Below are 22,620 nucleotides of genomic sequence, written 5' to 3'. Positions count from 1 at the left end.
CCCTTGTATTGAGAGCAAGGATACTTGGATTTCATGGATACTCACGCACGCCCGCAACACGACAGCGGATGAAGGCAGCGGAATCGCCGCATTCGCCAGAGTGTGAAAGTATGATGACTGCCGGCAACGGGCGGCCGAGACGAGATGAGGTGCTCAATCCATGGGGTGGGGACGCTCGTTTCACGCTCGGTCGGGCGCCCACGCGTCGCGTTGTTCGGCTATGCTGATGCAACGACCGATGCACGTCACCTTGGAGCAGTGGCCAGTCGCCCCGCCTTCCTCCCCCCCATCCCCCACCCCATCGCTTTGGAGCATCAATTTGATGATCAAGTACGATATGACATTATCGAGCGACACTCGGAAATCCTTTCGAGGGCTGCTCAATATCTCTCGATGCCTCGGCATTCTGCTATGCAGTGTGTGGTTTGCCCCAGCAACGGCCAGTGCCGAAGGGGACCCCGTCGAGAAGGCGTCGGCGCCGCAGCTTTCCATTGCGACCTTTGACATTGACGTGACACCGCCGGTCGGATTCATGATGGCGTATGACCGCGTACGCCGAGTTGATGAATTAGAATTACGTTGTCGCGGCATTGTTTTGTTGGGGGCCGGTGAACCCATCGTATTGTGTGCTGTGGACTGGATCGGCATCAGTAACCAGAGTCACGATGCGTTTCGTGAGCGGATTGCTGAGGCTGTGGGAACGACCCCACAGCGAGTTGCCGTTCATACACTGCATCAGCACGACGCGCCGCGAAGTAATTTTGGTGCGGAGTCATTGCTACAGCAAGTTGGTGCGCCTGATCTTGGGGCCCACGATGGCACCTTCGCCCGTCGAGTGATTGATCGACTCGCAATCGCGCTGCAGGAGTCGCTCGAGTCGGCCCAACCAATCACGCATGCCGGGTTTGGCACCGCGAAGGTCAAACAGGTCGCGTCGAACCGACGTATCCAGGATGAGAGCGGTAAAGTGACCGTGACGCGTTATACCGCGACGAGGGATCCTGCGATTCGGGCGATGCCGGAGGGCACGATTGATGCCGAACTCTGTTCGTTGTCATTTTGGAACGAAGATGAGCCTGTGTCCGTCCTGACTTACTATGCCTGTCACCCGCAGAGCTATTATCGCACGGGGGTACCGAGCCCCGACTTTCCTGGGATCGCTCGTTTCATTCGCGGACAGGCCATGCCAGAAACACTGAACGTTCACTTCAATGGGGCAGGCGGAAACATCGGTGCCGGCAAATACAATGACGGCTCTCCCGCGAACCGGATGGTACTCGCCGGACGGGTCGCCGATGGCATGAGTCAAGCATTTGCCAACACGGAAAAGTTCGCCGTCACTCCGGACGACGTTCGTTGGACTACCGAACCGGTCCATCTGCCACTGGCGGCGCATCTTGATCGCGAAGCGTTGCTGAAATCGCTCACCGAATGGGATGGCGTTAGTTATTGGGGTGCCGCAGACAAGCTCGCATGGGTACTACGCAGCGAGAGCCAGCACGCGATTGATTTGGGCTGCCTGAGTGTCGGCGACGTTCGTGTCCTGCACATGCCCGGCGAGCTATTTGTCGAATACCAGCTCGCTGCCAAGGCGATGCGTCCGGACCTGCACGTCGCGATGGCTGCCTACGGTGATTATGGCCCCGGTTACATCGGGACAGAGGAAGCCTACGGTCAAGGCGGTTACGAAACCAGCGATGCGGCATCGAAGGTGGCCCCTCAAGTCGAGGCCGTGTTGATGGATGGCATGCGAGTACTTTTGAACGAGAACGAGAACGAGAACGAGAAGCCGGAGGAAGCAGCGAGCGAGAAAGACGTCGACACTTCCGCGGATTTGTCTCAAACACCGGACTATTCCGATGAGCTGCCGCGAATTGATCCCACACCGCCGTCCGAGGCGTTGGCGACGGTTGACGTTGCGGATGGATTTCGGATGGAATTGATCGCATCGGAACCGCTCGTCGCAAGTCCTGTTGCGATGGAGTGGGATGCCAGCGGGGCATTGTACGTTTGCGAAATGCGTGGCTACAGTGAAGACCGCGAAGCTGGGATTTCTCGCATCGCGCGACTGACGGATCTCGATGGTGATGGCGTCTACGATCAACGAACCACTTTTGCCGATGGGCTGTTGTGGCCCACGGCGGTATTCCCCTACGACGGTGGCGTGTTTGTTGGCGATGCACCGGATTTGTGGTATTTCAAAGATACCGACGGTGACGGCGTCGCCGATCTCAAGCGACGTGTGTTGACCGGATTTGGCACCTCCAACGTGCAAGGCTTGCTGAACTCATTTCGCTGGGGTTTGGACAACCGCATCCATATCGCATGCAGCAGTGTGGGAGGCGAAATTCGCAACCCCTATGCGGTTGGTGACGAACAGGCACTGAATATTCGCGGCCGCGATTTGGCTTTGAATCCAAAGACGTATCAATTCGAACCCACCAGCGGTGCGGCCCAGCACGGAACGGGGTTCGATGATTGGGGAAACAAGTTTGTTTCGTCCAATAGTGACCACATTCAACAGGTGATGTATCGCGATCAGGACGTTGCTGCGAACCCATATTATTCGCCGCCCCCCTCGCGTATTTCGATTGCCGCGGACGGTCCGCAAGCCGAGGTCTATCGCTCGAGCCCCGTCGAACCGTGGCGAAAGGTGCGGACTCGGCTGAGAGTTTCTGGTTTGTCCAAGGGCGTCGTTGAAGGGGGCGGACGGGCAGCAGGCTATTTCACTGGCGCCAGCGGAGTGACCATTTATCGCGGCGATGCTTGGCCGACACAGTGGAAGGGAGCAGCGTTCGTAGGCGACGTGGGCAGTAACCTGATCCATCGCAAGCGACTCGAAAAACAGGGGTTGGAATTCATCGCTCGTCGGATCGACGTCGATGACGAGTTCGTCAGGTCAACGGATAACTGGTTTCGACCAGCTCAATTCGCCAACGCCCCCGACGGTTCGTTGCATGTGATCGACATGTACCGCGAAGTCATCGAGCATCCCGCTTCCCTGCCCACTGAGATTAAGAAACATCTCGATCTCACATCCGGACGCGATCGCGGTCGCTTATACCGGATTGTTAACGACGATTTCCAGCAACGGAAAGTCGACGACTTGGGACAAGCGACCACTGCGCAGCTGTGTTCATTGCTCGCCCACGAGAACGCTTGGCAGCGTGAGACCGCCTCGCGATTGTTGTATGAGCGTCAAGACCCGTCCGCGATTGCATTGCTGATCGCGATGGTGCAAAATGAGAAATCAGCATTGGGGCGGATGCACGCGATCTATGCACTCGATGGCATGGATGCACTGGACGCGGAAACGCTGCTCGTTGGTCTTCATGATTCGGATGCCCACGTTCGTCGCCACGCGGTGCGATTATCGCGAGCGATGCAGGACACACCTGCGATTCGAGAGCGGTTCGTCGAATTGGCGTCTGACCCTTCGATGGAGGTTCGCTATGAGTTGGCATTCGCGCTCACCGATGCAGTGCCTGAAATACGTGTCTCGGGACTCGAGGCGATCCTACGACGTGACCCGACTGACCGGTGGATTCAAGTGGCAGTGCAAACAGCGATCGGAGACGCCGCTGGAACGCTCGCTCGCACCCTGGAATCCGAACCATTGCTGGCAGAGCAGGTTGGCGAAGATTTTCAAAAACAACTCACTGCTCAGATCGCGGCCCGAGCGAGGCATTCCGATCCGGATTCTTCGAAACCAACGGGCAGCAACCTCAGCCAGGCGACGGGGCGGTCGGCTCAAGAGATCGCTGATCGGGAGACCGTCGTCGCTCGCTACCGAGACGCATTGGAGCTCACAGGTGATACCCAGCGAGGCCGAGATCTTTTCAAACAGCACTGCAGCAGCTGTCACCGAGTCGATGGCGTGGGACACGAACTGGGGCCGAACTTGGCCGCCATCGCGACCCGAGGAGCTGAGACGCTGATCGCGTCGGTGATGGATCCCAACCGTGAAGTCAATCCTCAATATCTGAATTTTGTTACCCTGACGGCGGACGATCGGATCGTTGCAGGGATGATCGTTGACGAGGGCGCCACAAGTGTCACGCTCCGTCAGCCGGACAATTCACTCGAGACCATTTTGCGAATTGATATCGAGGAACTCCGTAATACGGGCAAGTCGTTCATGCCCGAAGGTCTTGAATCCGCAATCGATACCCAAGCGATGGCGGACCTCATCGCGTACTTAATCCAACCCTCTCGCTAGCCTACCTCCCTTCCCTCCGAAAGTAGAAAAATGTCCCTTCATCAACAACATCAACGCGATCGGCGATTGTTCCTGCAAGGCGGTGTAGCCATCGGCGCTTCCATGCTCAGCCGACGTGCTCTCGCCGATACGACATCGGAATCCGAATCGAGCTCCGCGGCTCCGGCGGGCGAAAAACAACGCATCGCCATCCTGGGGGTTAACAACCGAGGTTCAGCGCTTGCGAAGGGGTTCATCGCCAACCCCGATGCGGACGTCGTCTGCGTTTGCGACGTTGATTCGCGAGCGGCTGAAAAGGCGGCTGCCATGGTAGCCGACTTGTCCCAGCACCGACCCGACATTGAGACGGACATTCGAAAGGTACTCGACCGCTCGGACATCGACGCGATCGTCGTTGCGATGCCAAACCATTGGCACGCTCCCGCCACGATTATGGGGTGTGCGGCAGGCAAGCACGTCTACGTGGAGAAGCCCTGCAGTCATACCGCCGAAGAGGGCGTGTGGGCTGTTGAAGCGGCCCGTAAACACAATCGCACCGTGATGATGGGATCCCAGCGTCGCAGTTGGCCAGCGATCATCAAGGCCATCGATCTGGTTCAGTCCGGTCGAATTGGCAAAGCCTTATACGCGCGAACCTGGTACAACAGTCGCCGTCCATCGATCGGTATGGGACAACAGGTTAGCGTGCCGGACTGGTTGGATTGGGAACTGTGGCAAGGGCCAGCCCCACGGCGACCCTACGTCGATAATCTCGTTCATTACAATTGGCACTGGAAATGGCAGTACGGCAACGGCGAGCTTGGTAATAACGGAATCCACATGCTCGATCTCGCTCGGTGGGGATTGGAAGTGACCCATCCCAATCGGGTAACCGCTGGTGGTGGAAAGTACCGCCATGACGACGATCAGGAAACACCCGATACCATGATGGTCACCTACGACTTCCCTGAGGACAAAACCATTACATGGGAGGGGATCAGTTGGTCGCCCATGGGCCCCCATGACAATCAAGTCGGCGTCAGTTTTCACGGCTCCGAGGGCAGCCTCGTCGTGCTCGGGACTGGGTACACATTGTTCGACGATCACAACAAAGAGATTGAAACGGTCAGCGATTCTGGTGGCGACGCCACTCATATCGCAGAATTCATCGACTGCATCCACACCGGCCGACTGCCCAATGCGGATATCGCCGAAGCACACCGGAGCACCCTGCTGTGCCATCTCGGCAACATGGCCTATCGCACCAGTTCCACGCTGCACGTCGATCCCGCGACTGGCAAACCGAAGGACAATCCCGACGCCCAAAACCTGTGGGGCCGCGAGTATGCCGATGGCTGGGCGCCGCAGGTTTAAACGAACTTGCAGTAACTCAATGCAGCCGCATCACCTAGCTTGGTGAAATGTCGCGGCTGGCAATCCAACCGATCGTCGTATCGATCGGTTGGTTATTTTCGCAGGAACGAAACCGCTCGATCGACCGACACCATCCCGCATGGAGCGTGGTACTCGGTCGATCGGAGCTTAGAGCGGTTCCGGCAGCGTGATCGAATGGGCGCCACGCCGCTCACTGCCCAGACCCACGTGATCGACCAGAATGGCATCTCGATCGAGGGCTTCTGCAACCCATTGGGACACGCTCATCTCTCCGCGCTGTCGTGAAATTGCGCAACGTTTCCGGACGGCCACCGGGCTCGGCCCTGCGACCGAAGGGCACCTGAGATGTTTCCCGACATTCCCTCAGTCGATTCCCGGTTAAAGTACGAAAAAGGACACCAAGAGTATGACCGCGTTGAGCCCAATGTAGGTGAGCGGGAAGAGCCAGCGACAACGCCGGTCAATGCGATCACCCCGTTTATGTCCACTTCGATCGACCGTGCCCACGTACAGGCTAATGAAGACGGGGGCACACATGATTAATAAACTGAGATTCAAAAACGCATTCATCATCGTGACGATGGATACGTTGGGCACAATTCCCACCAGCGTGATCTGGTAAGCCACTGCTGTGAGGATCCCTACGAATGACACGCTGACGCGATCGCCCACGGAGGAGCGGTCCATCCAGAACACTGACCACGAGAGCAAGACGATCAAACTCAAGGGCACCACGACGAGTCGGAGCATGAACAGCGGTTCTCGTTTTACATCGATGGCCACGACAAACGCGGAAGCAGCGCCCATCCCGACGGTGTTGGACGCGTTGAGCGTTCGATTCGACGCTTGGATCTTCCTCAGGGACCACTGTGGAACCTTGGTAAACGATTCTTTCGTGGTAACGGCGGTTGATTCGCTATCAAACTCGATGTTATGGGAATCGAATCCGAATAGCCTGAATATGATCTCCAAACGCTGGCGATCGAAGGGGAACCGCCGCATGTTCAGATCTACCTTCGCAGCCGCCTCGATTGCCTGGCTCAAGGTGCAGGTTCCATCTGGCTTCACGCGGAGCACGACCGCGAGGCTGTCGTACTGTCCAGCCGTGTTCGCAAGGGTGACCTGGGGATACCAGCCGACGAAAACCTCGTTGAACTGAAAATCGCCAGAAAAGACCTTCTCGCTCACGCCCTCTTGCACCGGATCGAATGACTGCCGAGGGTCCTTCCACGTGAGCGTGAGGATACCGGACAACCCGACCTGCTCCGCCTCGTCGTTAATGTCACTGATACTGAGAAGTTCAAAAGTCGCATGCACCGACACCGACCCAACCGATTTTGGAGGATTGAGTGGATGCGGCTTAAACACCGGTGCCTGAGTCGGTGCGGCAACAGGCTCGGCCGCGGTCGCTAGCGAACAGCATATTGCCAACAACGCGAATTGAACCGCGCTGGCAAACCGCTTGCATGCCGTGCTCCAGTGGAATCTGGATTCGGGGTTCGCGTCGATTTTGTCTGCCACCAACGTATTCTCGCTTATTCTTCGTGACTCAGGATGGTGAAGCGGAATGCCGGCGCGTTCAGGTATTCCAAGTGCGAAGCAGTACATTCAGGCGAGATTCTGTCAAGTCGTGATAGGGGCATCTCACGGATTTCACCGCCCAGTCCAAACGTCTCTAGCATTCGCCCACGCCCGTCCGGCGGCTTGCAAGGAAACGTAGTATAGCGTTGCCTCGGCAGACGAAAAGGTACTTTGCCATCGCGTCAAGAATCAGCGGACACGTTTGGGATGCTGGTCAAGTTGGCGTCCAAGATCCACTCCTCACCGTACTCTCCCCTACCGCTAATGTTGGCGATGAGGTCACGCATGCCTTGTTTCAGCAGCACTTTGTCGGCGGCGTTGAAATGGTTCTTGCGCACCGATTCTGCAGAAGAGCATCGCATTTCAGCCGTGGACAGTTTCTTTCCACGGCGTTGGTGAATGTCTTTCTCTTTACGGACGCTGGCCTTGACGGCTGCATTCCAAACATACGTGAAACACGGGAGAAACGGGGGTTTCAAGGCGTTGGCACAGTTCCTGCTTTAGGAAGGTTCATCGTGAAACAATGAACCAATTTTCCATAGCGAACTGTGATGACAACCGAACCTTCGAACACGCATGGCACTGAAAAAAGCATCGAGACACAGAGTTCGCGTTTGCTTCGTGCGATGACAAAATTCGGGCCGACCCTGTTTGTGCTCACGGTCATGGGGGGCGGTTGGTTGGCGGTTCATCAGATCAAGACCAGTGGCCAGCGAGAAGAGGAGGTTGCCGTTGCCAGCGAAGAGGCGATACCGGACATGTTGATGTTGCCCGCAGGTAAAGTTGACGCGGCGCAATTCGAATCCGTCCCGGCACAGATTCGATCGGTTGCACACTTTCACACGATTCCCGGTCGCATTCGGTACGACGATACCAAGCACGTCGATGTGAAGGCTCCGATGGATGGCATTCTCGCGGAAGTATTGGTCTCGACCGGGCAACATGTCGAAAGTGGTCAGCTACTCGCCGTTCTCCGTAGTCCCGAGATTGGAAAAGCGCGTGCGGAAATCCTCAAGCGTAAGAAGGAACGCGAAATCGCTCAGCAAGTGCTCGAGCGAGAGGTGGCACTGGCGAAGAACCTGGAAGAAATGTCGGTCATGTTGGACCAAGGCGAATCGGCCGACGCGATTGAAGATATCTTTCGCAATCGAGCGATGGGAAGCTACCGGCAAGACGTCCTCTCGGCTTACGCAAAAGTTCAATTATCCGCTGCGATTCTGGCGAAAATCGAACCACTTGTCGATTCAGGTGCGATTGCCGGACGCACGATTCGCGAGCGTCAGACTGAACGCCAGGTTGCTGAGACGGCATTCAGAACTTCAAGAGATCAGGCAACATATGCAGCCAGCCAAGCCAAGCTCAATGCGGAGGCCAAGTTATCCGAGGCGGATCGTCAGCTGAATCTCGCCTGGCAAGTGGTTGAGACATTGCTCGGGTACAAGGATGACAAAGAATCCGTCAATCTGAGCGACGACGATGCCTTATCGCGACTCGAAGTTCGAGCACCGTTCGCGGGCTCCGTCGAGGCGCACGGTTACGCAAACAACGAGCGTGTCATGCGAGGCGACTCGCTTTTCGTGCTTGCCAATACCACTTCACTTTATGTCGCCGCGAGCATCCGTGAGAGTGATTGGTCCGCGGTTTCGCTCGATCAAGGTACGGTCATTTCGGTGACCGTGCCCGCCCTCGATGATCGTATCTTCGAAGCCCGCATTCGATATTTTGGTCGCGAAGTTCAAGCCGACACGAACTCGGTCCCGTTGGTGGCGACGGTTGAAAATAGCGAAGGCCTGTTGCGACCGGGCATGTTCGTTCGCGTGACGATTCCTATGGGCGAGTCCCGAGACGTTCTGTCCGTGAAACCAGAGTCGGTCGTCCAGCACGAAAACCAGTCGTTTGTATTTCTAGACATGCACGACGGCACGTTCAGACGAGTGGATGTGACAACAGGACTTGCATCGGATGACTGGATCGAAGTGACGGAGGGACTATCGCCAGGTCAGTCGGTGGTGACCCATGGTGCGTTTTTGTTGAAGTCTGAACTGCTGCTCCAAGGCGAATAGTGACCCCTCGGTTCCATCGCCACCCCCTTTGCTCCGAATGAACGGGCCCCCAAGCCCATTCCACATTTCTGCACTATTGAACTGCCACCATGCTCACCAAAATCATTGAATTCTCGGTCGTCAATCGCGGCCTTGTCATCATCCTGACGTTGTTGATGGCGGGTGCCGGTGTCTATTCGGCGTTGAAGCTGCCGATCGACGCGGTCCCCGACATGACCAATGTGCAAGTGCAGGTCGTGACCGACGCGGGTTCATTGTCACCTGTTGAAGTCGAACGCTACGTGACCTATCCGGTCGAAAACACGATGGGTGGATTGCCCGACGTCGAGGAATTACGCAGCGTTTCTAAGTTCGGTATCTCGGTCGTCACGATCGTATTTGAAGAGGGCACCGATATCTATCGGGCCCGCCAGTTGGTTGCCGAGCGGTTGCCGGATGCGGCGGCCGTTATTCCACCTGGCTACGGAACTCCTGCTGTGGGACCGCTAACGACGGCGTTGGGCGAAATTCTACAATTTGAAGTTCGTAGCGACAGGCACACTCCCATGGAGTTGCGAACGATGCTGGAGTGGGATATCTCGCCCCGGCTGCGCCAGGTGCCCGGCGTTACCGAGATCAACACCCACGGCGGGTTCTATAAAACGTTTGAGGTGCAGCCTGACCCGGATCGGATGAGCAGCTATGGCGTCGCCATGGATCTGCTGTTCTCGCGTTTGCAGAACAATAACAACACGTCGGGCGGCGGGTACGTTATTCACCACGGTGAGCAGCGATTCATTCGTGGCGTGTCACTGCTCGACTCGACCGAGGACATTGAAAATGTTGTGGTCCGTCGTGAGGCAGACGGCACGCCGATACTCGTTCGCGATATCGCGAGCGTGAGCATCCAACCGATGACCCGTCAAGGTGCAGTCACCCGCGACGGCCGCGGCGAGATTGTCACTGGATTGGTCATGATGCTGATCGGTGAGAACTCCCGCGAGGTCGTGACCGCTGCGAAAGAACGCCTGAAAGAGATTGAAATCACATTGCCCGAGGGCGTGCACCTGGACGTCACCTACGATCGTGCGGCATTGATCGGGCGGACTCTCAAGACGGTGCTGACGAACCTGACCGAAGGCGGCATGTTGGTGGTCGTGGTACTGCTATTCATGCTGGGAAATCTCCGTGCTGGGATCATTGTCGCACTCGCGATTCCGCTATCAATGTTGTTCGCAACTTCCGTGATGGGCGTCACGGGAGTCACCGCGAGTCTGATGAGCCTCGGGGCGATCGACTTCGGTTTGATCGTGGACAGCAGCGTCATCATGGTTGAGAACTGTATTCGAAAATTGTCGCATGACAATGGCGACGCGAAACACGAAGACATCATCCGCGACGCTGCGGTCGAGGTTCGCAAGCCGACCATGTTCGGCGAACTCATTATCGCCGTCGTCTTTCTGCCGATTCTGTTGCTCGAAGGGACGGAGGGGAAGTTGTTTCGTCCCATGGCCTTGACGGTGCTGTTCGCCTTGGGTGGCTCGATGATCCTGTCGCTGTCGTTCATGCCAGCGATGGCGTCGATATTCTTGCCCAAGAAGATGAGTGAGGACGAGGTGTTCGTCGTACGAATCGTCAAATGGTTCTACGAGCCGATTGTTTCGCGCGCGATCAAGCACCCCATTGTGACGATCGCCACCGCGCTGACGTTGTTCGCGATCAGTCTACCGATGGGTGCGAACTTGGGTGCCGAGTTCATGCCGCGATTGGAAGAAGGAGACCTTTTAGTTGAAGCGTTACGATTGCCGAGCGCCACGTTGGAAGGCTCTGTTGAAATGTCAACTCAGATCGAGACGATCCTCAAAAAGTATCCTGAAGTGAAGACCGTTTTCTCTAAGACGGGTCGCCCCGAGATCGCCAACGATGTGATGGGCGTCCATCAAACCGACGTTTGGGTGCTGCTCAATCCAATTCATGATTGGCCGACGCCGAAGACGCGTGATGAGCTCATCGAACAGATGTCGGAAGAGTTGAATGCAAATGTTCCCGGTGTCGCATTCGGTTTCACGCAACCGATTGAAATGCGGGTCGACGAACTTGTTGCCGGCGTCAAGGCGGATGTAGCCGTGCTGCTCTATGGCGACGACATGGAAGTGTTGGGAGCAAAGGGAAAGGAAATCGAAGCGGTGCTGCGATCGATTCCCGGCGCCGTCGATGTGAAAGCAGACTATCAAGCGAACCTATCGACATTGACCATTCAAACCAAGCCCGAGGCACTTGCGCAGTACGGCATTGACGCTCAGGTCGTCTTGGATGTGGTGTCCTCACTCGGAGGGCATCAGGTTGGCCAGATTTTCGAGGGGCGGGCTCGCTATCCGATCATCGTTCGTGTGCCACAGAAGTGGCGTGAGAATCTGACGCTACTCGAACAAGTTCCCGTAACGGATTCAAATGGGCAGTCTGTTCCACTGAAGGAGCTCGCCGACATTCGCTTGGAGGAAACGCCGCCAACGATCGAACACGAAGGAAATCGCCGTCGGACGTTCGTCTCCGCCAACGTACGCGGGCGTGATGTGGCAACATTTGTCACCGAGGCGCAGCGCGTCGTCCCGGAGAAAGTGGACATTCCCGCTGGGTACGAGATCCGGTGGGGCGGTGACTTTGAAAATTTGCAATCAGCCAGTCGCCGACTTGCCATCATCACGCCGATCGTGCTGGTGATCATCATGCTGCTCTTACACACCAGCCTCGGCTCGATGCGTCTCGCATTCTTGATTTTTCTAGCGGTCCCCATGGCCGCATCCGGTGGCGTGATCGCGTTGTACCTTCGGGAGATGCCGTTTAGTATTTCAGCGGGAGTTGGGTTCATCGCGTTGTTCGGGGTCGCAGTGCTCAACGGTTTGGTTTGGGTCAGCGCCGCCGAAAACCTTCGGGAATCGGGCATGCCACTCAGGTTGGTCGCACATGAAACGGCACTCATTCGGCTCCGTCCCATCTTGATGACTGCGCTCGTTGCGAGCCTCGGCTTCCTGCCCATGGCATTGTCGACGAGCGACGGTGCCGAGATGCAACGACCACTGGCGACCGTGGTGATCGGCGGGCTGATCACATCGACGCTATTGACGTCGTTATTCGTTCCATGCGTGTACCCCTGGTTTGCTCGTGGTCTCCAGCACATGGATTTGACTCATCAAGGCGAATCGAAGCCGACATCGCACTGAATCCAAAGCCGACGAGGGTGGGCGTTTGGCACGTCCGTCACCGGCAGGAATACCTTGGGACATTTCGAATGAGACCGAGCCCATCCCAGCGACGACCTCTTTGGTGTCGCGTCCGTAAATTGCAGTACTCCTTCACCTGATGATTTTAACCATGTCTGCTTCTACAACAGCAATTGCCAATCCAACCGCCCCCTCGACGCGGCTGCATTCCATTCGGGTTCGCTTGCTGGCCGCAACAAGTGGCGTGATTTTATTGTTCGTTGGGATTCTCATCACACTGGACTATCGTAGGGAAATCGGTCATCACTTTGACGAAAAGTACGCTGACCTCGTGGACGAAGCTCGGACCGTTCTGCCGGGCGTTGTGCACTTGCAGGATCATGGGACGGCGACAATTCAGAAATACATCGATAGCATTTGCGTGCGAATGGATGACGAAAACTCGCCGGAACACCACATCGCGATTCGGTTTGATGGTGATCTCTACCTTCAAGCAGACACGTCACAGATTGTCCCCCAGGAGCGACTTGCCGAGGTCTTTGCCGCGGCAAACGCTCAACAGCCTGGACTACGATTGCAAGATGATGACGTGCTGTTGGCAAGCTACTCTGAGGGTGGTACTCAGGTCGTCGTTAGCGAGAATATTTCGCAGTTGCGGTCTGCCGTTTTTGAAGATGAACTCTTCCGGCTTCTGGGAATCGGATTGATGGGCACCATCGCCGCTGGGTTTGTCAGTCTCCTGCTCGTCCGATTGATCGTACGTCCGTTGGAATGCCTGGCCGATCAGGTGCGTTCGGTGGGTCAAGGAGATTTCAGAGTACAGTCGCCTCGATTTCGCACTCGCGAACTGAATTTTCTTTCATCGGAAATCAACGCGATGAGCGACTCGCTCGCCGAGTCCGAGCGTGATCGCAAGTCGCGATTGCAGAAGGCCCGTGACATCCAGCAGAACCTCCTTCCGCATGATGTACAAATCCCAGAGGTCGAGATCGCGATCACCTACTCTCCCGCCGAAGAAGTGGGGGGCGACTATTTGGATATTCTACCCCAAGGAGATAATCGTTGGCTGATCTGCGTCGCCGATGCAACGGGTCACGGGGTCCCCGCTGCAATGAGCGCGGCGATGCTGAAGACATTGCTTCTGCAAGCGAGTGAAAAATCGGATTCTCCGGCGGAAATCCTTCGCGAAATGAATCGCATCTTCATGCAAGTACAGATCTTCGGAGATTTCGCGTCCATCATTCTGATCGAAATCAATTCGGAAACCCAAATGCTACGCTACGCCAATGCGGGGCACGATCCAGCCTGGTGGATCGAGGCATCTGGCGCCGCAAGAGAACTCATCTCGACGGGCACGCTACTGGGAATTGACGAGGATGAGTCGTGGGAAGAGGTCGCTTTGGCGATGACCACAAACTCTCGGCTGGCGATTTCGACTGACGGAATTACCGAGACGTTCGGGGCTGACGATGAAATGTTCAGCAAAGAAAGACTGCTCGAAGCATTGTTGTCGTACCAAAACCATTCCCTATCCGACACCAACGAACAGACTCGCCAAATCGTTGACTCGCATCGCGGTTCCGGTCAGCAGACCGATGACGTGACATTGTTGCTAATGGAATTTCAGTGGAAGGACGCAAAAACCAATGCTTTTGCGACGAGAGAACAACGAAACAGGTCCCTCGATGAGTACCAACCGCAGGTCGTCTAGGCATCGCGTGAACAATCAAGTGGCGAATGGTCCCGTATCGACTGCCGCCAAACGGTGGATCCCCCGCTCGGGCGAGCGTATCGACGTCAACGTTTCTTCACGCGATGAAATCAGGGGGAGTCGTATCGCGATGGCCCACAAACTCATCGTCTGAGTGATCAAGAATGATCGCTATGGATTGAAATCGCTGGGCTCGATACCCAGCGATTTTAATTTGCTTCGCAGGGTGACTCGTGAGATTCCGAGAATCGTCGCAGCTTTCATCTGATTGCCTGCGGTATGCTGGAGGACCTGCCGGAAAAGTTGGTACTCGGCTTTGCCGATCGCTTCGGCGTGCAAGTTCACGCTACCGGATGACAAGCGTTCGGCGATGTAGGATTCCGTGAGGTAGTCGCCGTCATGCTTGCCGCCGGTGCGGTTGGCACTTTGATTAGCCAGCGTTGGAAGAAACTCGGGTAACAGAATGTTGCCGCGGGCCGTCAGCAAGGATTGTTTCATCACACTTTCGAGCTCGCGAACGTTGCCCGGCCAATGGTATTGCTGGAGCAGTTCGAGCGTTTCGGGGGCGAGCGAGCGGATGTCTTTGCCGAACTCGGTGCTGTACCTTCGCAGGAAGTACTCAGACAGCACTCGCAGATCATCTTCCCGCTCGCGCAATGGCGGCAGTTGGATTGTCACGACGCTGAGGCGAAAGTACAAATCGGATCGGAACAAGCCTTCCGAAACGAGTTGCTTCAGATCGTGATTCGTCGCGGCGATGATCCGCACATCGACTTTGATCTGCGTATTTCCGCCGACACGCTCGAACGTTTGATCTTGGAGGACCCGCAGCATTTTGGCTTGCGTCATCGGGGACATATCGCCGACCTCATCCAAAAAAAGCGTGCCTTGATCGACTTGTTCGAGCTTTCCGATGCGTTGCCGATGGGCGTCCGTGAAAGCGCCTTTCTCGTGCCCGAAAATTTCGCTTTCCAGTAGAGCGTCTGGGATTGCAGCACAGTTGATCGCTTGAAACGGACCGGTTGCCCGCGCGCTGTGATGGTAAATTGCTTGGGCGACGACCTCTTTTCCCGTCCCGCTCTCGCCCAGCAATAGCACGGTCAGGTTTTGCGAGGCGACGCGGCCGATCGCCCGATAGACTTCTTTCATCGCCTTGCAGCGACCCACGATCGCGTCGGCGACGGTATCGACTTCATCAGCTAAAACGGGCTGGACTCGCACCATCCGACTCAGGTTGAATGCTTTGTCGAGGAGCGTTCGCATCTCATCGAGTTCGAGTGGCTTGAATAAATAGTCGTACGCACCAAGCTTGGTTGCCTCGATTGCTGATTCCACGGTGCCATGCCCTGTGATGAAGATCACCGGGACCCGTGCGTCGATCTCGCGAAGACGCTCAAAACATTCCAATCCCGAGGTGTCGGGCAAACTCAGGTCGATCACGACCACGTCGGGTTGGGCCTCGATGAAAGTCGCTTCGCCGTCGGCCGCGTTTTTCGCTGTCAGCACCGTCGTCGTGTCACTGGTGAAGGCGCGTTCAAAAGCTCGCAAAATGGCGGCTTCGTCATCAATGACTAACAGGCTTTGCATCATTTCTCCGTCGCTGGATTCGGCAAAAGTTTATGCGGGTGATCGTCGGGGCAGAATATCGCGTCGGCTCAGGTCGGGTTGGCGTTGGTGCAAACGGGCAGCGTCAATTGAAATTTGGCTCCGCTGGTGAGTTGATTCACGCCTGTCAGTTCGCCTTGATGAGCTTCGGCGATGCGCCGACAGATACCCAGGCCCAATCCGACGCCACTGGCCTTGGTCGTTACGAATGGTGTGAATAGCTTTCCCAGAACGCTCTCGCTGATGCCGGATCCTGAATCGCAAATGGATACTGATACGTGTTCGCCCGCTTGAACGACTGACAGGTTGATCTTGCCGCCCTCGGGCATCGCATCGAGTGCATTCAGCCCAAGGTTCAGCAGCAACTGCTGGATCTGAGCGGCATCGCCCATGATGAAAATCGGAGCATCTGGTGCTTCGATGACCAAGTCAACGTTCTGTGCCTGGCAACGTCCCTTGATCAATTCGACCGTCCGACGGACGACATCTTGAATGGGGAACTCTTTGAGTTCGGATGCTTCTGGTCTCGCGTAATCGAGGAGACTGTTGACCGATCGCTCCATGCGGCGGATTTCTTGCTCCACCAACTCCAAGTCATCTGTCGGTAATCCTTCACCGGCGAACTTCGCGCGGTTCACCTGAATCAGCATCTTGATTGCGGTCAACGGGTTACGAATCTCATGAGCGACCCCCGTGGCAAGCTGCGCGAGCGTGGCCATTTGCTGCGCCCGTAACGCTTCCGTCTCTCGAACCATCGTGATTCGCTCCTCAGCAGCCTTTTCAGATGCCGTCAAATCTCGGACAATCGCGATTCGAGTTTGCCCTGTCTCCGATGGGTACTCGCTGACCGAAATTTGTGCGGGGAACTGCTCGCCGTTGTATCGGGCGGCAGCGAATCGATACTCGGCCGGTAGCTTCTCAAGGACCGTTGGAAGGGCCGGCAATAGTTTCTGCAGAGAGTACCCCAAAAGCAAATCCATCTCGACGCCAAACAGATCCGTTGCGGCGCGGTTGCATGACAGCACTCTCCAATCGGCATCAAACGTTAAAATACTCTCGCTGGCGTTGGCAACAATCGTTTCGCTTCGTTCATGTTCCCGAATCGCGATTCGACGCAGCGGCCCGATGATGACCAACCATAGCACGGGGGCACACACGAGCGTTAGGAGAACCGCGTCAGCGATCGCCTTCGCCGAGTCGCCTAGCGACCCAGGTATGACGCGTGGCAGGGCAAACATCACAGCGAGCTCCACGATGAAGACCAGCGTCAGTACCAAACCCAATATTCGCATGGGTGACCGCAATATCGTGGAAAGTGCGGAGATTCGGTTGGGCATATGCAGAAGTTCGTGCAGTCGCGGAGACGTCTCTGTAGGCCGTGTCGGTGATGCTCTGAAGGTCGATCTGATGGAACCCTCTGCGTCACTGAGAACCTGCTGGCAGAATGTATCCGGGGGCTCACAGTTTACCACGGGCTTAGCCTGCATGCGTCAGATCACTTGAAAACGGAGATGCGGTTCGAAGCCAGGCACCTCTCGTTCGCAGGGGGGCCCCGGCTGACGAGAGGAAGCGGGTCCGTGTCGACGGCCCGATTGTTTGTCTGAACGCAATCGACGTACCAGCGATGAAATTGAGGCCTGTCCATGTTGGTTTCCGCGTCTGGCACGCATATTTCTCTGTCGAACGGCAATCTTGGCTCACCTTCCCCGACTTGCCGCAGTGATTGCGTGAGAAGAATCTGGCCACCGGTAAGGACAGATTTTAAGTGGCGTCCCTTGCTGCGTTTTTAGGCGCGAGCGGAAAATAAGTGGCCGAACGCTCCGCGGTCGGAATGGTCGACCGCGGAGCGTTCGGCCACAACATCAGACAGTCGTTTTCCGCTTGTTGCTAAAGGCCGGACGAGATGGCCATTCGTCGAGGTCGCTACGTCATCCGTCTGCACACTTCCTCCGCGCTGGGGCGTTGGTCGGGGACACTGGAAAACATGTCACGAAGGTCGTTGCGGTACGCGTGGGGGATGCGTTCAACAACGGACTCGAGAAATTCGCTCCGACGCAATGCCGAGATGATCTCAATCGCCGACAGGTCGCCCATGGGCGATTCACCGGACAACATCTGCGTGAGGATCAGTCCCAGCGAAAAGATATCGCTGGATTCTGTCAAGCAATCTCCACTGGCTTGTTCGGGAGACATGTAGGCCGGCGTCCCGCAGATTCGACCTGAGCGGTACGTGGTAATCGTGGTGCTGGTGTTTTGCTTGACATCGAGGTCCATGGTCTCATCCGGGTCCTGCAGGAACTCGTTGAGCGCCGCCGCGTCATTGTCGTTCCCGGTCGTCGAAGAGGGAGTCGCTGCCGCCTTGGTGGCTCGCATCGAGGCGTCGCTTTGAGGTAGAGATTGGGCGAGCCCAAAATCGACGATAACGGGTTCGCTACCTTCCCGCAGGAGAATATTCTCCGGTTTCAAGTCACCGTGGACAATTCCCTGCGAATGGGCGGCGGACAGCCCCAGGGCGATTCGGTGGGCTAGTTTACGAAAGTCGTGATCGTCGAGTTTGCTGCCCATGATATCTGCGAGCGAGCGGCCATCCACGTATTCCATGACGATGGTGGGCAGCGTGTCAATCGTATCAGCGGAGAAAATCGTGCATACGTTGGGGTGGCGGATGCCGGCTGCCGATCTCGCCTCCTGCAGGAGCTTGGTTTCCGTCTGGCCATCTTGTTTCAAGATGACTTTGAGGGCGACTTTGCGTTCGAGACGCAAGTCATCCGCCTCCAGGACTTGCCCGAAAGCACCACGTCCCAACTCTCGCACAATGCGGTAATGGCCGAGGACGCGGCCGGGTTTCAACATCGATGCGACATCCAAGACGCCATCGGCATGCTTCCAATTGGCTGGACAGAGGCCGCCCGCCTGCAATGCATCCAATGCGCGTAAGACGTCTTCGACATTGCGGCCGACACTCAAGTCGTAGCTCGCGGCGTAGCGAAGCTTTCCATCGGGATCGATCAGAAACAAACCTCGATTGGGAAGACCGTCCTCCTCCCGCCAGACTCCAAAGCGTTTGCACAGGTCGCCTTGGGGATCGGAAGCGAGTGGGAATCGCAGCCCCTCGACTCCACCTTCGCTTGCCGGAGTCTCCATCCACTTCATGTGCGAGTCGACCGTATCAATGCTGATCCCCAACAGCTCACAGCCGCGTTGGTCGAACAGATGCTTCTCCGCACTGAATCCGGTGAGCTCCGTCGGGCATACGAACGAGAAATCACGCGGATAGAACAAGACTGCAACCCAACGTCCTCGATAGTCCTCGGACTCGATGGCGCAGTGGCGAAGGTCGGGGGTAGCAGCTTGCAAGTGATATCGCGGGGCTTTTGTCCCAACGACACAGGGCTGTACGGTGGTCATGACTTGTCCTTTGGGTTAACCGGCAAGCTGATTGGTTAGTAGCGTTCGAGCCAGAAGCATAACAGATGTGGGTGTTCGGTCGCCTTGGTGTACCCGGTGATCGGCAACGCCGTCACGGACGCAACACGAGTTGCTAAGGCCGCTTTCCGTCGGGCCCGCGTCCTAGGAGGCTACTGTCGGACAGTCAGCGTTCGGCCGACCACTTGCGTTTATCAAAACCCGTTCTGCAGTCTTCGAGATGCCACCGCCATGCCTTGAAATCTCACCGTCTACTCTCGCCTGCTGCACTCGATTGAGCGTCTTCACCGAAACATTGTGTTTCCGTTGGAACAGGCTCATCACAGCCCCGATCACGCTCGTTTTCGTTGTACAATGTGCGATCAGTCGTTGGGAAGTGAGAGGAATCATCGAGAGACGTGCTGCTGATCGGAATGCGATGTGTTTTCGTTTTTGGATTGCAACACGGCTCGACGTGATCGGTTGGCGTGTCGCGAGTGGCGACGCCTGAGCGGACTCAGTTCGTTTGGATGGTTGATCTCCAACGAAACTCCAATCCAAGCCATTTTTCGGTAAGGCCTTATGACCATTGTTAACAATCGTCGCGAGTTTCTCGTCGCATCGGCGAGCGGTTTCGCAGGACTTCACTTCGGTACGCCCACAAAGGTGCTCTCGGGTGAATCCGCAGCAGCGCCTGGATCCAACAGTGTCCACAGTGGAGGGCGAGCCAAATCTGTGATTCTGTTCTTCCTCTGTGGAGGAGCCTCTCATGTCGATATGTGGGATATGAAACCCCAGGCACCTGCCGAGTATCGCGGACCTTTTCAACCGATTTCGACTTCAGCTCCCGGTGTCCAGTGCTGTGAGTATATGCCGATGCTCGCCAAGCAAGCTCACCATCTCGCCGTGATTCGTTCGGTCTGTGGAACGGTCAATACGAACGATCATCACGCGGGGTACTACTACAATTTGACCGGTCACGTTCCCGACACGACGTTCAAAACGCAGGGTAATGATCGCCGCCCCTACGGCGACGATTGGCCGTTCATGGGTTCGGTCGTTGGATCACGACGACCGAGTCTCGATGGGCTACCCAACGCGATCACGTTGCCGCATAAACCCAGCAAACTGCCTTACACGCGTCCGGGACAATTCGCAGCCCGGTTAGGTGTCGAGTTTGATCCACTGTACGTCCAAGGAACGGTCGACGAACCGTTGAAATTTCAAGTCCCGTCGCTGGTGCTCTCGGGAGATGTGACAGCGGAACACTTGCAGTCGCGGCAGCAATTGCTCAAGCAACTCGATGTTGCACGCAGTCAGTTTGAGAGTTCTCCGGTCGAGCGAACCTGGAAGATGCATCAACAGCGAACCCTCGATCTATTGCTGTCGTCGAGCACCACCGAGGTGTTCGACTTGGAGAGCGAAAGCGAGGCGACTCGAGCACGATACGGAACGGGCGTCAATGCGATGAGTTTGTTGTTGGCGAGGCGCCTCGTCGAAGCTGAAACACCGTTTGTGACCGTGTTTTGGAAAGAGAACGAAGCGATCAAGAACCAGTGTAAGAGTGCTGGCGGCTGGGATACGCACGGCAACAACTTTGATTGTTTGAAGAACCACCTGCTGCCCGAATTCGATCGCGCGTTCTCTGCCCTCGTCGAGGATCTCGACCAACGCAATTTGCTCGATCAAACCCTGCTGGTCGTGAACAGTGAGATGGGGCGTACGCCAAAAATCGGCGACCCGCGTTCTGGCGGCGTCAGTGGCGCTGGACGAGACCATTGGACGCATTGTCAGAGCGTTATCATGGCCGGCGGTGGAATCCAAGGCGGCCAGACCTATGGATCGAGTGATCGATTGGGTGAGTTCCCATCGGATCATCCTCTGACACCCGCAGACATCGCTAAGACGGTCTACCATGCGGCAGGCATCGACGACCTCCGAGCGGAAGACTCGCAAGGACGCCCCTATAATCTTCTCGACGAGGGCCAGCCCATCAAAGACTTGTTTGGCTGAGCGGAAAACAGCAGGCCGCATGCTCGGTGGTTGGGATCACCAACCACTGAGCTTCAAACCCAAGTTTAGACCGTCGTTTCCCTCTTTATTCCGAACCCAGCTACGGTTTGGCAATCCATTCTCGGACGATTGCTGCGTCGGCGAGGTTCCAAATGCGAACCTCGCCATCAAAGGAACCGCTCGCAATCGAAGGGTTGTTGTCGTCACCCGTTGTCGTCGGCTGGGAACATGCTGACAGCACCCAATCACGGTGTCCCTTGAATTCCTGCGAAATCTTGTTGGTGGCTAAATCGATTCGCAGGAGCCGAGTGTCCGAGCATGGGACAAAGAGATTGGTCCCGGCGCGAATCAGTTTTTGACCTTCGCCCCCAATGCCGATCTCCGCTACTTTCTTCGCCCCCTCGACGTTCCAGCGGTGCAGTTTGTTGTCACTGCCCACGGAAACGACCTGCAGGTTGTCGGCCAAAACGGATACACCCCGTACGGCGGCTCCGTGACCCAGATAGCTCGACAGTAGATCACCGGTGGCGCCATCGTAAACCTTGGCTGACTTGTCTCGACTCGCGGAGGCCAGACGTGTGCCGTCGTCGCTCCAAGCGATGGCGGTGACCCAATCAGCGTGACTCGCGATGGTGCGGATTTCTTGGAGAGTTTCGACATTGAGAATACGGATCGTGCTGTCTGCAGAAGCGATGGCAAGCTCATTGGATCCCGGCCGATATGCGAGGTCCAAAACAACATCGCTTGTTCGAGAAACGACTCCCTTGATCTCACCGGACTCAAAATCAACCAGCCGTACCTCGCCATTTCGCCCCGGCTGACCACAACCGACGGCCAACGTCTTTCCGTCCGGCGCGAACGCTAAGGAGAAAACTCGCTGCCCGACGTTCTTGATCCGGCGGATCAGCTTTGCGTCTTCGGTATTCCAGATCGCCAGTTCATGGTAGCCGCTCGTAACAATCTGCTTCCCGTCGGGCGAGAACGTCATCGCCGTGATCGGCACCGCTCGGCTGTAGACTTCCGGCGGGTCTGCGTACTGGGCCGGTGGAATGACCAGCGCCAGAGACTCGCTGGGGTTTGGGCCATCAAATTTCGCTCCAGCGGCAATCCACTTCGTGACCAACTCGATCTGTTCGGGCGCGAGAGCTTCATTCTCGGCCGGCATTCGCTCGGACTCATCGCAGGTGATGCGGCGTAGAAACTCGCTGACTTGATCGGCCGAAGCCGCGATCGGCAATTCGCCCGAGTCACCTGGTTTGAGCAACTCGTCATAGGTATCGACGCGATAGCCACCCTCGGCTTTCTTGGGGCCGTGACACGCGAGACAACTGTCTAGCAGTATCGGTGCAATGTCGCTGCGAAAGCTAACGGCAGCGACATCGTCGCCAAAGGATCGATTGCCGAAATTGCAAAACACGAATACGGCTAAAATGTAGATTCTTAACATGG

The 22,620-nt window shown here is 56.4% G+C and carries 12 protein-coding genes; 6 read left to right on the top strand and 6 right to left on the bottom strand.

All coding sequences use genetic code 11. From position 1 onward, the window contains the following. Nucleotides 1–322 precede the first annotated feature (322 nt). Complete coding sequence (locus SH410x_RS14905; protein ID WP_473668386.1) at nt 323–4,219, top strand: PVC-type heme-binding CxxCH protein; 3,897 nt, start codon at nt 323–325, stop codon at nt 4,217–4,219. Between the two features lie 30 nt (nt 4,220–4,249). Further along, nucleotides 4,250–5,572: a Gfo/Idh/MocA family protein gene (locus tag SH410x_RS14900; protein ID WP_473668384.1), complete on the top strand. Its 1,323-nt coding sequence runs from the start codon at nt 4,250–4,252 to the stop codon at nt 5,570–5,572. Between the two features lie 399 nt (nt 5,573–5,971). On the opposite strand, the gene SH410x_RS14895 is transcribed toward SH410x_RS14900, so the two are convergent. Then, complete coding sequence (locus tag SH410x_RS14895) at nt 5,972–7,114, bottom strand: ligand-gated ion channel (protein ID WP_473668381.1); 1,143 nt, start codon at nt 7,112–7,114, stop codon at nt 5,972–5,974. A 242-nt stretch (nt 7,115–7,356) separates the two neighbouring features. Next, entirely contained in the window at nt 7,357–7,653 is a 297-nt protein-coding gene (locus tag SH410x_RS14890) for a hypothetical protein (RefSeq protein ID WP_473668379.1), read from the bottom strand. Between the two features lie 72 nt (nt 7,654–7,725). On the opposite strand from SH410x_RS14890, the gene SH410x_RS14885 reads away from it, so the two are divergent. The 3 genes from SH410x_RS14885 (at nt 7,726) to SH410x_RS14875 (ending at nt 14,148) form a co-directional block, all read left to right on the top strand. Next, nucleotides 7,726–9,237 (top strand): efflux RND transporter periplasmic adaptor subunit, encoded by a 1,512-nt coding sequence (locus tag SH410x_RS14885; protein WP_473668376.1) that lies wholly within the window; start codon nt 7,726–7,728, stop codon nt 9,235–9,237. An 89-nt stretch (nt 9,238–9,326) separates the two neighbouring features. Further along, complete coding sequence (locus SH410x_RS14880) at nt 9,327–12,437, top strand: efflux RND transporter permease subunit (protein WP_473668373.1); 3,111 nt, start codon at nt 9,327–9,329, stop codon at nt 12,435–12,437. Between the two features lie 151 nt (nt 12,438–12,588). Then, a complete protein-coding gene (locus SH410x_RS14875; protein WP_473668370.1) occupies nt 12,589–14,148 on the top strand; it encodes a PP2C family protein-serine/threonine phosphatase in 1,560 nt (519 codons plus the stop codon). Between the two features lie 171 nt (nt 14,149–14,319). Here SH410x_RS14875 and SH410x_RS14870 read toward each other — a convergent pair whose 3' ends face one another. The 3 genes from SH410x_RS14870 to SH410x_RS14860 form a co-directional block, all read right to left on the bottom strand. Next, nucleotides 14,320–15,735 (bottom strand): sigma-54-dependent transcriptional regulator, encoded by a 1,416-nt coding sequence (locus SH410x_RS14870; protein WP_473668368.1) that lies wholly within the window; start codon nt 15,733–15,735, stop codon nt 14,320–14,322. A 68-nt stretch (nt 15,736–15,803) separates the two neighbouring features. Continuing rightward, nucleotides 15,804–17,045, bottom strand: a complete 1,242-nt coding sequence (locus SH410x_RS14865) for a sensor histidine kinase (RefSeq protein ID WP_473668366.1) — start codon at nt 17,043–17,045, stop codon at nt 15,804–15,806. Between the two features lie 631 nt (nt 17,046–17,676). Beyond that, nucleotides 17,677–19,161: a protein kinase domain-containing protein gene (locus SH410x_RS14860; protein WP_473668364.1), complete on the bottom strand. Its 1,485-nt coding sequence runs from the start codon at nt 19,159–19,161 to the stop codon at nt 17,677–17,679. 579 nt (nt 19,162–19,740) lie between these two features. Here SH410x_RS14860 and SH410x_RS14855 point away from each other — a divergent pair. After that, the gene (locus SH410x_RS14855) at nt 19,741–21,171 is read left to right on the top strand and encodes a DUF1501 domain-containing protein (RefSeq protein WP_473668362.1); all 1,431 of its coding nucleotides are present in this window, start codon (nt 19,741–19,743) and stop codon (nt 21,169–21,171) included. Between the two features lie 100 nt (nt 21,172–21,271). Here the strand turns inward: SH410x_RS14855 and SH410x_RS14850 are convergent, their stop codons facing one another. Then, nucleotides 21,272–22,618: a WD40 domain-containing protein gene (locus SH410x_RS14850; protein WP_473668360.1), complete on the bottom strand. Its 1,347-nt coding sequence runs from the start codon at nt 22,616–22,618 to the stop codon at nt 21,272–21,274. Nucleotides 22,619–22,620: the final 2 nt, after the last annotated feature.

This window comes from Rhodopirellula sp. SH410, assembly GCF_055811895.1.
The sequence above is the reverse complement of the archived record's forward strand: the minus strand, read 5'-3'. Positions and strand labels throughout refer to the sequence as shown.